The sequence below is a fragment of the Erythrobacter sp. LQ02-29 genome (assembly GCF_022576075.2).
GTDB lineage: Bacteria > Pseudomonadota > Alphaproteobacteria > Sphingomonadales > Sphingomonadaceae > Alteriqipengyuania.
In genome coordinates this window covers 1,832,449-1,845,539 of the sequence record NZ_JANCNT010000001.1, presented here as the reverse complement: position 1 = coordinate 1,845,539, position 13,091 = coordinate 1,832,449, and the positions used below count along the sequence as shown (strand labels likewise).

Genomic DNA, 13,091 nt, shown 5'->3' with positions numbered 1-13,091 from the left:
CCCCATGTCCCGCCCCTGGCTCGCTCTCGGCGTCGGCTTCGCCACGCTGCTGGTCTCGCCGGCGAGCGCATCCGCCCCCGTCCCGACCGGTCCGCAGGCCGAGTTCACGAGCAGCTTCGCCGCCGTGGCTTCCCTCCCCGCAACGCCCGAGGCCCGCGGCAACGTCGTCGACATCTCCGAGATCGAACCCCCGCTGGAGGTCGCGATCGAGGATGACGGCGAGGTCATCGGCAGCGGCAACGCGTCCTATTACGGCCGCAAGTTCCAGGGCCGCCGCACCGCCAGCGGAGAGCGGTTCGACATGAACGACTTCACCGCCGCGCACCGCACCCTGCCCTTCGGCACCCGCGTGCGCGTGACGAACGAGGCGAACGGCAAGTCCGTCGTCGTGCGCATCAACGACCGTGGGCCGTTCTCCGGCCATCGCATTCTCGACCTCAGCCGCGCCGCCGCGAGCGAGATCGGCATCGTCGGCGCCGGGCACGGCCGCGTGGAGCTTGCCCGGCTCGACTGAGGACACCCGCTGGCATCGCTTCTAGCGAGCCGGCCTTTCGCGTTCCCCCATCCTTCACCCGCTTGCCAAGTGCGCCGCCGCGGGCCATCGCTGACGGTGGCGTTTTCGCGGGGGCCATCGGGTGGACGAATTTCCCTTCCTGTTCGAGCTGTTCACACTCCTCATCAGCCTGGCTGTGGCGGAGGTGCTGGGCGGTTTCGCCCGCATCCTGAAGCTGCGCGCCCGGCGCAAGGCGGGGGTCGACCCGCACGCGATCAGGGTCCGCGTCGGCTGGCTCGTCCCGCTGCTGGGCCTGCTCGTGCTGCTCGACCTCGCCACCTTCTGGAACATCATGTGGGGCGCGCGCGACGTGCTCGACATGCGCATGGCGATGGTCTTCGGCGTGCTGACCCTGATCGGCGGCTACTACCTCGTCTCAACCCTCGTGTTCCCGGACGAGCCCGAGCTGTGGCCCGATTTCGACTCCTATTTCTGGCAGCAGAAGCCCGTCGTCGTGTGGGGCATCCTCGCCCTCAATCTGGCCGCGCAGGGCGCGATCATGGCGCTGGGCGGCGGGCAGGCGCAGGACCCGGCGGCGATGCAGCGGTTCGTGGAGAGCCACCCGCTGTTCTCCTTCGCCAGCCTGGCCCTGCTGTTCAACTTCCCCGCCTTCGCCTGGCTGGCGCTGACGAAGGGCAAGCGGCGCGCGATCGCGCTGATGGCGTTCGTCATCGCCACGCAGATCCTGTTCGCGATCAGCAGCTGGGAGCTGAAGGGGCAGCTCTAGCCCCCTCCCCCTCCCCGCTACCCCACAGGCCCGCGCATTTCGCGTCGTCGGCGTCGTAGGCGGCGGCGAGGTCGGCTTCGGTGACGATCGCCCACCATCCGTCGAGATCGTGGTCGAAGGCCTCCCACTGCAGGCTGCGGATCGCCGCCGCGTCGCCGCCGTGGCGCGCCGGATCGGGCGCACCGGCAGGCCGCGCGGCCGCCATCGCGTCCAGCACCGCGCCGAAATCGGGATAGAAGCGCCCGAACACCCAGTTGCCCGGATCGTCCATCGCGTCTTCCCAGAAGGGGTAGTCGTGCGGCGGCACGCGGTCCTCGAAAGAGCCGCCGGGCCGGTCGGGATCGTGGGGGAGCGGCCCGCAGATGCCGCCGCAAATCCTACAGGATGGAACACCTGGAACAGTGTCCTGAGGTGAAATTTCCGCCCGGTCGTCCGTGGGCGTGGCCGCAGGCTCGGGCAGCGGCGCATCGGGGATCGCCTCGCCGCGGCGCAGCCCCTCCACCAGCGCGTCCAGCTCGGGCAGGGTCGCGGCGATCTCGGGCCGCTCCTCCAGCCTGTCGAGCCGCGCGATATGGGCGAGCAGCAGGCGCGAATCGTAGCGGCGGCGGGTCGCGACCTCCTCCCCGTGATAGAACACCTTCTCCTCCACCCCGTCGAGCGCGCGGCTGGCCAGCACCTCCTCCGCGCGGGTGCGGGCGGAAAGCAGCGCCGCGTCCCACCCCCGCGCGAACCCGGCCGAGGCCCGCCGCGCGCGATAGGCCGTCTGCGGACTGACCCCCGCCGCCCGGCAGGCGAGCCGCACGGTGCCGAAGACCATCAGATGCTCGAGAAACGCCGCCTGCCGCCGCGGGGTGAGGACGGTGAAGTTTCCGCTTCTGGTGGTGTCGGCGAACCCCTCGACGGGGACGAGGGCGGTGGTGGGGGCGTTCATGCGGTCCGGCTCCTGTGGGAGGAAGGGGGCCGGGTTAGTTATATGGGTGGGGGTGTGTAGGACAGTTTGACCTAAAAGGAGGAGAGATGGCAGGCACCCTCCTTGTGATTGGCGTAATCAGGAGCCAAATGAATTGGGAGCACTGACTCGGACACTGATAATTGGTGCCGCCGTGATCTTAGTGCCGCAAGCTCACAAACCTCTCATAGAGAGATGCGTTCGAAAATTCATTAGTAATCGCGCGATAAAAGAAGCTAGACTTTTGGCATGCCTATCGATCGAGAATCCGCTGCTAAACGCGCTATCGAGCACCTTGAGAAGTTCGGTGACACCGACCTCTTTCCGTCCCTGCCAGAAATGCGATGCTACATTGATTGCAAAGATGCGGTTGCTGCGGAGTTCGATAAGCTTACAGCCGGAAATTATCGGCCCCAGCACTGTATTGAAAGCCTCACTCCTAAGGGCGCGCTTGGTTTTCGTATCTCTCACCAGTTGTCCGCTACTGACAATATTGTATATTTAGCAGCAACCATTGTCGCTGCGCCCGATCTAGAAAAATATCGCGTTAATACTGAATCTCATCGCTCGTTCGCGTATCGCTTTATTGAAGGTGACGAGCCACGTCTCTTCGAGCGTGGAAAATCGTAGCACGACTGGATCAACTACATAACGAAAATGGGGAAGGGCTCCAATCCCTTTGACGAAATGTCGTACGGCATTATGACCGATATATCTGATTACTATCAGAGAATTTATTTCCATCGTATTGAAAATATGCTTGCAGACTGCGGGTGCGATAGAATGAGCGCTAGTCTAATAAAAAAGCTTATACAGAAGGTTCGCGCCAAGCAGTCATTCGGAATTCCGGTAGGCAGCAACGCTTCGCGCATTTTAGCAGAAGCACTGCTGACTGATGTCGACAAGTTACTGGAAAGTAAGGGCCTACAAGCTACGCGGTACGTTGACGATTTCCGTATACTTGCCACAAACGAAAAAGAAGCTCACTCTATATTATGCAATATTGCAGAATATTTAATGGTAACTGAAGGTCTTTCCCTTAATACAAGCAAGACAAAAATTCTTGAAATTGACGATCTCAGAAAATTCGCGACGAAACGTTTGGATGATGCATTTACATCGCGAGAAATGCTAGAAATAGAAGAATACATTAGAATTGAATACGGTGAAGATGAAGCAGAAGATAATGATGACTTAAAGGAAGATGCTTCGAAGAGTCTTTTTATGACGTCGGACCAACTTTTTGATAAGATGGACGAAATATCCTCAAACGGCCTTGCTGACATATCTATCTACAAGGCTATTCTTAGGGCGTTGAGATTTCTACCCAATATCAAAATTTCGCGGCTTCTCAGCGATCATAAGATTTTATTGTATTATATTCCTAGGGAATACTGCTTGCTTATTCGCGCTGCTTTAGAGCAAAATGCGAACAAATCAGATGAAGTAAAAGAAACGTTGCTTCAGCTTGTTAATGAGACGCCCTTTTCTGACCTGACATTTGTCCGCGCTTGGGTTCTTGATCTATTTGTCCGTGGCCCGCTAGTCCCTGCCGAGGGAGACTTTATTGGATATGATTTCACGCGGTCAACCTACGAAAAACGTTACCATCTCCTGCTTCGCGGCCTGTTAAATGAGCGACAGTTTTTCCGGTCGCAGCGTACTAAGTTTTCCGGTTTCAGCGACTGGGAACATCCGTGCCTTCTACTGGGCGCAATGTGCCTCCCGGAGGACGAGTTCAAGACATGGGTCGACTCAGTCAGCGACGACATACCGGGTACATTCCCCAAAATTTTTTCGAAATGGCTCAAAGATAATCATAGCAGGTTTCCGGACATACTGACCGAAGCCTAGCCGACAGCCGCTGCCTGCATAACCTCATGGCAGGTACTTAATCGACCAATGCGCCCCTCTGCGCCTCCCCTCCCTCTGCGGGGCTCCGCGTAAACCAAACAGACCCAAGGGCATGGGTCGCGCCGCGCCTCTTCGTGTCTTCGTGTGAACCGGATGGGTTACCGCTGGGGTAGTGCCGCGTGGGTCGGCGAGTGCGCCCCTCCACCACCTTCGGTGGTCCCCCTCCCCGTTCCGGGGAGGATTCAGGTTGCGCTTGCCTTGGCTTTCTTCGCCGGAGCGCGGGTGAGCATCGGGGTAAGATATTGCCCGGTGTAGCTCGCCTTCACCTTCGCCACCTCCTCCGGTGTGCCTTCCGCCACAATCTCACCCCCCCGCACGCCGCCGTCCGGGCCGAGGTCCAGCAGCCAGTCCGCGGTCTTGATCACGTCGAGATTGTGCTCGATCACTACCACGGAATTGCCCTGGTCGACCAGCCGGTGGAGCACCTCCAGCAGCTTGCGCACATCCTCGAAATGCAGGCCGGTGGTCGGCTCGTCGAGGATATACAGCGTTTGTCCGGTGCTGCGCCGCGCGAGTTCCTTGGCCAGCTTCACCCGCTGCGCCTCGCCGCCCGACAGGGTGGTCGCCTGCTGCCCGACCTTGACGTAGCCCAGCCCCACCTCGTTCAGCATGTGCATCTTGTCGCGGATCGGGGGGACGGCCTTGAAGAACTCCTCCGCATCCTCGATCGTCATGTCGAGCACGTCGGCGATGGAGTGGCCCTTGAACTTCACCTCCAGCGTCTCGCGGTTGTAGCGCTTGCCCCCGCATTCCTCGCACGTCACGTAGACGTCGGGCAGGAAGTGCATCTCGATCTTGATCAGGCCGTCGCCCTGGCACGCCTCGCACCGGCCGCCCTTCACGTTGAAGCTGAAGCGCCCCGGCTTGTACCCGCGCGCCTGCGCCTCCGGCAGGCCGGCGAACCAGTCGCGGATATTGGTGAAGGCGCCGGTGTAGGTCGCCGGGTTCGAGCGCGGGGTGCGGCCGATGGGGGACTGGTCGATCTCGATCACCTTGTCGCAATGTTCCAGCCCCGTGACCTTGTCGTGCGGGCCGGCGACCACACGCGCACCGTTCAGCTGCCGCGCGGCGGAGGCGTAAAGCGTGTCGATCGTGAAGCTGGACTTGCCGCTGCCCGAAACGCCGGTGATGCAGGTGAAGGTGCCCAGCGGGATCGACGCGGTGACGTTGTTGAGGTTGTTCGCGCGCGCGCCGTGGACGGTGAGCTTCTTGCCGTTGCCCTTGCGCCGCTCGGCCGGGACCGCGATTTCGCGCCGCCCGGTGAGGTAGTCGGCGGTGAGCGAGCCCTTCGCCTTCAGGATTTGCTTCAGCGTGCCCTGCGCCACCACGCTGCCGCCGCGCACGCCCGCGCCCGGGCCGAGGTCGACCACATGGTCGGCGGCGCGGATCGCGTCCTCGTCATGCTCGACCACGATCACGGTGTTGCCGAGGTCGCGCAGGCGCTTGAGCGTCTCCAGCAGCCGGTCGTTGTCGCGCTGGTGCAGGCCGATGCTCGGCTCGTCCAGCACGTAGAGCACGCCGCTGAGCCCGCTGCCGATCTGGCTGGCGAGGCGGATGCGCTGGCTCTCGCCCCCCGAGAGGGTGCCGCTGGTGCGGTCGAGGTTGAGGTAGTCGAGCCCGACATTGTCGAGGAAGCCCAGCCGCTCGTTGATCTCCTTCAGGATGGCGGTGGCGATCTGGTTCTGCTGCTCGTTCAGGTGATCGGGCAGCGCGAGGAACCACGCCTTCGCGTCGGCGACGCTCATCTTGGTGGGCGTGGCGATGTCAGTCGGACCTTCCGGTCCCGCGACCTTCACCGCCAGCGCCTTGTCGTTGAGCCGCTTGCCCCCGCACGTCTCGCAAGGCTGCGCCGTCTGGAACTTGGACAGCTCCTCGCGCATCCACGCGCTCTCGGTCTGCAGCATGCGGCGGTTGAGGTTGCCGATCACGCCCTCGAACGGCTTGTTGACGGTGTACTGCTTGCGCCCGTCCTTGAAGGTGAGGGGCACGCGCTTGCCCTTCGTACCGTAGAGGATCACGTCGCGCTGCTCGGGTGCCAAATCCTGCCACGGCGTGGTCAGGTCGAAGCCGTATTCCTTCGCCAGGCTGGCAAGCACCTGCATGTAATAGGGCGATGGCGGGTTGCTCTTCGCCCACGGCACCACCGCGCCTTTCTTCAGGCTGAGCGCCTCGTTCGGCACCACCAGCTGCGGGTCGAACAGCTGCTTCTCGCCGATCCCGTCGCAGGTCGCGCAGGCCCCCTGCGGCGCGTTAAAGGAAAACAGGCGCGGCTCGATCTCCTCGATGGTGAAGCCGCTGACCGGGCAGGCGAATTTCTCGGAGAAGACGATGCGGTTGGCGGGGAGGCCGGCGCCCTTCATCTTGTTTCCTTGGGCGCCGCCGCTTTCTTCCTCACCCTCGCGCCCCGGCACCACGCCGTCCGCCAGGTCGACATAGGCCAGCCCCTCGGCCAGGCGCAGCGCGGTCTCGAAACTGTCGGCGAGGCGCGTTTCCAGCCCTTCCTTCACCGCCAGGCGATCGACCACCACCTCGATGTCGTGCTTGAACTTCTTGTCGAGCGCGGGCGCCTCCTCGATCGGGTAGAGCTCGCCGTCGATGCGCACGCGGGTGAAGCCCGCCTTCTGCCATTCGGCCAGCTCGCGCCGGTACTCGCCCTTGCGCCCGCGCACCACGGGCGCGAGCAGGTAGGCACGCGTTCCCTCGGGCAGGGCCATCACCCGGTCGACCATGTTGGAGACGGTCTGCGCCTCGATCGGCTGGCCGGTCGCGGGGCTGTAGGGAATGCCGACCCGCGCCCACAACAGGCGCATGTAGTCATATATCTCGGTGACCGTCGCCACGGTCGAGCGCGGATTGCGCGACGTCGTCTTCTGCTCGATCGAGATCGCAGGGCTCAGCCCCTCGATATGCTCGACATCGGGCTTCTGCATCATCTCCAGGAACTGGCGCGCATAGGCGGAGAGGCTCTCGACATAGCGCCGCTGCCCCTCGGCATAGATGGTGTCGAAGGCGAGCGACGACTTGCCGCTGCCCGACAGCCCCGTGATCACGATCAGGCTGTCGCGCGGCAGATCGATATCCACGCCCTTGAGATTGTGCTCGCGCGCGCCGCGCACGGAAATTTTCGTAAGAGCCATAGGGGCCGTGTTCGCCTTGTGTTCCGCAAAGTCAAGCTTGCCGGGCGGCATCGCCGTTCAAGAGCGAGCGGAAGGTCGCAGCGGTTCCGCCCGGTCGCGAGAGATGTGGGGTCGCGGCCGGGAAATGCAAAAGGCGGATCGATACGTCCGGTTCTTTACGAAGGCTCCGCCCCGACCCAACCGTGCATCTGCATCCAGGCGACGAAGGCGTCGAACCAGCCGGTGCTGGTGGTATCCTTCGGGTACATACCGAAGCCGTGACCGCCCTGTTCGTACAGGTGGAATTCGACCGGCTTCTTCGCCGTGCGCCAGCTTTCGATCAGGCCGAAGCCGCTGTCGCCGAACAGCGGATCGTCGGCGGCGAGCGCAACGAACAGCGGCGGCGCATCGGCCGGCACGGTGACCGGGGCGAGCGGGCCGTAGATCGTTGCGGCGAAGGCGGGATGCGCCTCGCCATCGGTCAGCACGGTGGCAAGCGTCAGCATCGCCCCGGCGGAAAAGCCGACCATGCCGATCCGGTCCGGGTCGACATGCCACTCCCCGGCGCGCTTGCGGATCAGGGCGAAGGCGGCGCGCGAATCCGCCAGTTGCGGCGCAAGATCAGTGGCGATGTCCGGCGCCTGCCCACGCGGCTGACTCGCGGCGGCGGAGAACATCTCCGCCATGGATTTCTGGAAGGCGGGCAGCCCGGCGGCTGTCTGGCGCAACCGGTATTTCAGCACGAACGCCGCGATCCCATGATCGGCCAGCGCCTGTGCCACGTCCCACCCTTCGTTCTGCATCGACAGGGTGCGGAAGCCGCCGCCGGGCGCGACGATCACCGCCGTACCGGTCGCCTTCGCCGGATCGGGCAGGAACGGCGTGAGCGTGGCGTCCGTCACATTGCGCGCGAACACGCTGCCATACTGGCTATGCCAGCTTTCCGGCACTTTGGCGTCCGGCAGCGGACCGGTTTGCAGCGGGATCGCCTGCGGTTGCGCGGGCGTGGGGATTGCGGTCATCGCATCGTCCTGCGCCTGCGCGGGGATCGCAGGCGCGGCAATGGCGAAGAGCGCGGCGAACAGCAATCGCGGGAATCTCATCACTCGTTCTCCTTCCTGGCGATCATCGGGCCGGGATAATCGGACTGGTCGATCGGCTGCATCGTGCCGTCGGCATTGTATTCCAGCGGGAAGACCCGGACCGAGCGGCGCCCCAGCGCGCCCTTGCGCCCCCCGATGCGCAGCCCCGCATCGTGCGCGAACAGGTACCAGTGGCCGCGGAACTCCACGATGCCCGGATGGATGGTAAAGCTGTTGCGCCCCGCCCCGGTCAGCAGCCCGCGATAAGTCCACGGCCCCCGGATCGAAGGCGCTGTGGCGTAGGAAATGTGCTCGTCGCTCTGCGTACGCCGGTCGAGCGAGGCGTAGGTGAGGTAGTAAGTCTCGCCGCGCCGGTGCAGCCACGGCCCCTCCTCGAAATGCGGGGGCGTGATTTCGGTGATCGGGCCGTCGATCCCGGTCATGTCCGGTACCAGCTTCGCGATGTAGCATTGTCGGTTGCCCCACGCGATCCAGCTGCTGCCGTCCGTATCGATGAACACCGTCGGATCGATATCCTCCCAGCTATGCGTGCCCCTGGGCGTCATTTCATTGGTAATCAGCGCCGCGCCCTTCGCATCGCGGAACGGGCCGGTCGGCGAGTCCGACACCGCGACCCCGATCGCCTTGCCCGGATGGGTGTCGTCGTGTTCGACCGCGGCATAGAGCCAGTATCGCCCGTCCTTCTCGATCACCTGCGACGCCCAGGCATCCTTCTTCGCCCATTTGAAATCGGCGACGTGCATGACCGGGCCGTGCGCGGTCCAGTGGCGCATGTCTGTGGTGGAATAGACGAGCCAGTCGTTCATGTTGAACATCTCGCCCTCGCCCGCCTCGTCGTGCCCGACATATACATACAGCGTATCGCCCACGACCAGCGGCGCCGGGTCGGCGGTGAAGGTGTCGTATGCGATCCGGGTCGGGAACGATTGCTCCTGCTCCGGGCCAGGGGCCTGCGCCCGTACCGCCGCCGCCGATAGCGCCGACAGCGCCAGCAGGAATATCGTCAGGCCGCCCCATGCCATTTTCATCGGCTCTATCTCCCGCCGTGCCCGCGTCATCCGGGCCTCCCCCAATGTCGTAACCGATCATGGTAGCGCTAACAACAGCGGCGACGAGCCTTGATGCGGTGCCCGCTCTCGGCATAGGGAGCGCGCATGACCGATTATCATTTCTACGAGCCCGCCGAGGGCCACCGCCTGCCGCACGATCCGTTGAACGCCATCGTCGCGCCGCGGCCGATCGGGTGGGTTTCGACGCTGAGCGACGCGGGTGTGCGCAACCTGTCGCCCTACAGCTTCTTCAACCTGATCAATTATCGCCCGCCGCTGATCGCGTTCTCCTCCGTGGGGAAGAAGGACGCGGTCACCAATATCGAGGCGACCGGCGAATTCGTGTGGAACCTCGCCACGCGCGCGCAGGCGGAGGCGATGAACGCCACCTCCGCGCAGGTCGAGCCGGAGGTGGACGAGTTCGACCTCGCCGGGCTGGACGCCCTGCCCTCCCGATTGGTCAAGCCGGACCGCGTCGCGGGCAGTCCGGTTCATTTCGAATGCAAGCTGACCCAGCTCGTCCGGCTGGAAGACAAGGACGGCGCGGCAACCGACACCTGGCTGGTGATCGGCGAGGCGGTCGGCATCCATATCGACCCGGCGATGCTGGAGGACGGCATCTACCAGACCGCCCGCCCCCGCCCCATCCTGCGCGGCGGCGGCCCGGCAGACTATTTCGAGATCGGCGAGGACGGACTGTTCAGGATGCACCGGCCGGGGTGAGGGAGTGGCTGCTATCGGGTCGGAAGCTGGCGGCGGCCGCGAGCGAAGCTGGAATTGCTCACCCTACCCTTGTTCGACGACCCACTCCCTGAGGCGCAACTGCAGGTCGGGCACGGCCCTGTCTTCGCTCAGGAACTCATCGAAGCTCATCATGCGCCAACGCTGGCCCTCATCGCCGAATGCGATCTGACCAATCTCTTCCGGTTGCAATGGAGCCGCCAGAAAATAGGTGCATAGTCCACCACGAGCGCTGCTTTCATAGCGTCGGCTCCACGCAACCCTTTCGATCGGTATTCTGAGGCCGAACTCTTCTTCGACCTCGCGCATCGCGCATTGGGCCGGGGTCTCCTCACCCTCACGACCTCCTCCCGGCAGATCCCATCGACCGGGAAAGGGTATGCCGGGCTTCTCATCACGAAGATACGCAACGAGTTGATGATGCGTGTGGAGCACGATTTTCGCGCCTGAGAACGATTTGCGTTTAGCCACAGGCAGCACCGCCCCGGATCAAGTCCGGGGCGACGCGGGAGGGGACTTCTTGCCCGCCATCCATGCTCGTTTCGCGGCGGGGGTCAGCTCTCACCCGCCGCTGCGCTCCTTCTCCACTGCGTCGAGCGCTGCTTGCGGCCAGGTGACCGGGTACTGCGTCTGCGGGTTGAACACGCCTCCGGGATACTGCGCCTCGGCAGCAGCGGCGATTTCGGCGGGGCTCAGCGCGTCGGTGGGCTCCAGCGCCAGCACGTCGAGCCCGCGAGCGATCTCGGTGCCGTAGATCTTGCCCTTGTAGTAGTAGGCCGACCAGAACCCGCCCAGCACCAGCTGCTCGTCGTCGATCGGTCCGCGATCGAAATAGGCGATCTCCTTCGGGTTGGCGCTGTCGGTGAAATCGATCACCGAGATGCCGCCCTGGTACCACGCCTGCACGAAGATATCGCGGCCCGGCACGGGCACGGCGGAGCCGTTGTGCGCGACGCAGTTTTCCATGTCGCCCTGCGGCGCGGGCAGCTTGTAGGTACCGCGGCGCACCAGCTGGTCGCCCTCGATGTCGTAGATCGCATCGGCGCCGTAGCCGCGGGGATCGTAGGTGCGGCAGCGCGGGCGGGCCCCGCCGCCCCACTCGTCGGTGAAGATCACCTTCGTGCCGTCATTGTTGAAGGTCGCCGAATGCCAGTAGGCGAAGCCCGGGTCGCTGACCGCGGCGATCCGCCGGGGCTTCATCGGGTCCGAAATGTCGAGCAGGATGCCGTTGCCCGAACACGCGCCCGCCGCGATCTTCTTGCTCGGGAAGACGGTGATGTCGTGGCACTGGTCGGTCCGGCTGGTGCGCTGCGTCCCGTCGCCATGGTCGCCGCCGCGCCACAGCCCGGCGATCTGGCCGTCTTCCGCGAAGACGCGCGGGCGGTCCACGATCCGCGCCTTGCCGGGATCGGCGAGCGGGATCTCGATCACGTCGATGCTGAACAGGGCGGTGTTCTGATCGCCCGGCACATCGCCGACGCAGCCCGCCAGCTCCTCCTCGTCGCGCACGCTGGCGGTGCCGGAATTATACACGATTATACGGTTGCGATCGGCATCGACTACCGAATGCGTGTGGCTGCCGCGGCAGGTCTGCACCTGCCCGACCTGCACCGGCGCGGCGGGGTTGGAGATGTCGAAGATGCGCAGGCCCCGGAAGCGGTCCTCGCTCACATCGCCCTGCACCCCCTGCAGCCCGCAATCGACGCGGCCGCGGGTCTGTTCGACCGACATGATCAGGATGTCGCCGACCAGCGAGATGTCGCCCTGCCCGCCCGGACACACGACCGAGCTCACCAGATTGGGCATCCCCTGCGGATCGAGGCGATAGACGTTGAAGCCGTGGTAATTGCCCGCGACCATCATGTCGCCCTGGAACGCCATGTCGGTGTTGGCGAAGCTGAGGAGCGAGGAGCGCGAGCCGAACTGCGTGCCTTCCTTGCCGTCGCTCGACGTTTCGCTGGTCGGCTCCTCGGCGGCCTCGGCGTCGGCCTTGACGATTTCCGGCTGCAACCCGCCGGGATTGGCGGGATCGAAGAACCCGGCCGGCTTGGGCAGGTGTTCGACCAGCGTCAGGCCCTGTGCCGCGACGCCCGCATCGGTAAGACCGGCGGCGAGCTGCGCGCGCGGATCGGTCGACAACCCGGCCAGGATCGTGCTCATCCGGTCGATCTCGGACTGCTGTTCGTTGGTCACGTCGTTGGTGAACTCGAACAGCACGGGATCGTAGGCGGAGCCCGGCTGGTCGAGCAGATCATCCACCATGTCGATCGCGCCCTCGTGATGGGCGATCATCAGGGTCAGGAACATGCGGTCGAAGGCCCCGCCCTTCAGCGTGGCCAGTTCCTTCATCTGCGCGGGCGTCGCCATGCCCTGCATCGTGGCGTGATGCCCGGCCATGTCGCCCATGCCGGCGTGCTGCATGTGCTGCATGTGGGCCGGGTCGGGTGCCGTCCGGCCACGCTGTTCCAGCCAGTCGCGCATGAACTGGATTTCGTCGCCCTGGCTCGCGCGGATGCGGTCGGCGGCGGCGCGCAGCGTTTCGTTATTGGTGCGCTCGTCCACCAGCGCGACCATGTCGACCGCCTGCTGGTGGTGGACGATCATGTCCTGCATGAACTTCACGTCGTCGGGTGAAAAGCGCGTGTCGGCGAGGTCGCTCGCTTCCTGCGCGCTCAGCGCCTTGCCCTGCTGCCCCGGCGCGCCCGGCTGGACGATCGGCGGCGCGTTTTGCGCGGCAACTGGAGCGGTGCCGGCCAGAAGCAGCGCGGCGAGCGAAAGCGAGCGAAAATGCATGAAATTTGTCCCCCTTGGATCACGCGCATTGATGGCCGATCGTACCCCGCCGTCAAGGTGAAATGCCCGATTCGCCGTGGAGACGAGCGATACGCCCGCTCCCCGGGCCGTGGCTCAGCATCGGCGAAATGTGGACCGAACATGCT

Annotated in this window: 11 protein-coding genes; 5 read left to right on the top strand and 6 right to left on the bottom strand. The window is 64.3% G+C overall.

Going from position 1 to position 13,091, the window contains the following annotated elements; translation table 11 throughout:
• The first annotated feature begins 4 nt into the window (after nucleotides 1–4).
• A complete protein-coding gene (locus MKP08_RS09180; RefSeq protein WP_241553561.1) occupies nucleotides 5–514 on the top strand; it encodes a septal ring lytic transglycosylase RlpA family protein in 510 nt (169 codons plus the stop codon).
• A gap of 121 nt (nucleotides 515–635) precedes the next feature.
• Nucleotides 636–1,280, top strand: a complete 645-nt coding sequence (locus MKP08_RS09175) for a hypothetical protein (RefSeq protein WP_241553560.1) — start codon at nucleotides 636–638, stop codon at nucleotides 1,278–1,280.
• On the opposite strand, the gene MKP08_RS09170 is transcribed toward MKP08_RS09175, so the two are convergent.
• Nucleotides 1,249–2,211 (bottom strand): hypothetical protein, encoded by a 963-nt coding sequence (locus MKP08_RS09170; protein WP_241553559.1) that lies wholly within the window; start codon nucleotides 2,209–2,211, stop codon nucleotides 1,249–1,251. The two genes, MKP08_RS09175 and MKP08_RS09170, sit on opposite strands and share 32 nt — an antisense overlap.
• A 267-nt stretch (nucleotides 2,212–2,478) precedes the next feature.
• Here MKP08_RS09170 and MKP08_RS09165 point away from each other — a divergent pair, with 267 nt between their 5' ends.
• The gene (locus tag MKP08_RS09165) at nucleotides 2,479–2,859 is read left to right on the top strand and encodes a hypothetical protein (RefSeq protein ID WP_241553558.1); all 381 of its coding nucleotides are present in this window, start codon (nucleotides 2,479–2,481) and stop codon (nucleotides 2,857–2,859) included.
• 72 nt (nucleotides 2,860–2,931) lie between these two features.
• A complete protein-coding gene (locus tag MKP08_RS09160) occupies nucleotides 2,932–4,083 on the top strand; it encodes an RNA-directed DNA polymerase (protein ID WP_241553557.1) in 1,152 nt (383 codons plus the stop codon).
• Between the two features lie 242 nt (nucleotides 4,084–4,325).
• Here MKP08_RS09160 and uvrA read toward each other — a convergent pair whose 3' ends face one another.
• From uvrA to MKP08_RS09145, 3 genes are all read right to left on the bottom strand, one after another.
• Complete coding sequence (uvrA, locus tag MKP08_RS09155; RefSeq protein WP_241553556.1) at nucleotides 4,326–7,280, bottom strand: excinuclease ABC subunit UvrA; 2,955 nt, start codon at nucleotides 7,278–7,280, stop codon at nucleotides 4,326–4,328.
• 155 nt (nucleotides 7,281–7,435) lie between these two features.
• Nucleotides 7,436–8,362, bottom strand: a complete 927-nt coding sequence (locus MKP08_RS09150; RefSeq protein WP_241553555.1) for an alpha/beta hydrolase — start codon at nucleotides 8,360–8,362, stop codon at nucleotides 7,436–7,438.
• Complete coding sequence (locus MKP08_RS09145; RefSeq protein WP_241553554.1) at nucleotides 8,362–9,390, bottom strand: glycoside hydrolase family 43 protein; 1,029 nt, start codon at nucleotides 9,388–9,390, stop codon at nucleotides 8,362–8,364. The genes MKP08_RS09150 and MKP08_RS09145 overlap by 1 nt, the downstream gene beginning before the upstream one ends.
• Nucleotides 9,391–9,516: 126 nt before the next feature.
• On the opposite strand from MKP08_RS09145, the gene MKP08_RS09140 reads away from it, so the two are divergent.
• Nucleotides 9,517–10,134: a flavin reductase family protein gene (locus MKP08_RS09140; protein ID WP_241553553.1), complete on the top strand. Its 618-nt coding sequence runs from the start codon at nucleotides 9,517–9,519 to the stop codon at nucleotides 10,132–10,134.
• Between the two features lie 63 nt (nucleotides 10,135–10,197).
• Here MKP08_RS09140 and MKP08_RS09135 read toward each other — a convergent pair whose 3' ends face one another.
• Nucleotides 10,198–10,623, bottom strand: a complete 426-nt coding sequence (locus MKP08_RS09135) for an NUDIX hydrolase (RefSeq protein WP_241553552.1) — start codon at nucleotides 10,621–10,623, stop codon at nucleotides 10,198–10,200.
• 90 nt (nucleotides 10,624–10,713) lie between these two features.
• Nucleotides 10,714–12,945 carry a DUF305 domain-containing protein gene (locus tag MKP08_RS09130; protein ID WP_241553551.1) on the bottom strand — a complete coding sequence of 744 codons (2,232 nt, stop codon included), beginning with the start codon at nucleotides 12,943–12,945 and terminating at the stop codon, nucleotides 10,714–10,716.
• Nucleotides 12,946–13,091 lie beyond the last annotated feature (146 nt).

Bases quoted from the DNA above. Each gene is read 5' to 3' on its own strand.
- MKP08_RS09130 (WP_241553551.1), bottom strand. From the start codon at position 12,945: ATGCATTTTCGCTCGCTTTCGCTCGCCGCGCTGCTTCTGGCCGGCACC.
- MKP08_RS09150 (WP_241553555.1), bottom strand. From the start codon at position 8,362: ATGAGATTCCCGCGATTGCTGTTCGCCGCGCTCTTCGCCATTGCCGCG.
- MKP08_RS09145 (WP_241553554.1), bottom strand. From the start codon at position 9,390: ATGAAAATGGCATGGGGCGGCCTGACGATATTCCTGCTGGCGCTGTCG.
- MKP08_RS09180 (WP_241553561.1), top strand. From the start codon at position 5: ATGTCCCGCCCCTGGCTCGCTCTCGGCGTCGGCTTCGCCACGCTGCTG.
- MKP08_RS09165 (WP_241553558.1), top strand. From the start codon at position 2,479: ATGCCTATCGATCGAGAATCCGCTGCTAAACGCGCTATCGAGCACCTT.
- MKP08_RS09170 (WP_241553559.1), bottom strand. From the start codon at position 2,211: ATGAACGCCCCCACCACCGCCCTCGTCCCCGTCGAGGGGTTCGCCGAC.
- MKP08_RS09140 (WP_241553553.1), top strand. From the start codon at position 9,517: ATGACCGATTATCATTTCTACGAGCCCGCCGAGGGCCACCGCCTGCCG.
- MKP08_RS09160 (WP_241553557.1), top strand. From the start codon at position 2,932: ATGACCGATATATCTGATTACTATCAGAGAATTTATTTCCATCGTATT.
- uvrA (WP_241553556.1), bottom strand. From the start codon at position 7,280: ATGGCTCTTACGAAAATTTCCGTGCGCGGCGCGCGCGAGCACAATCTC.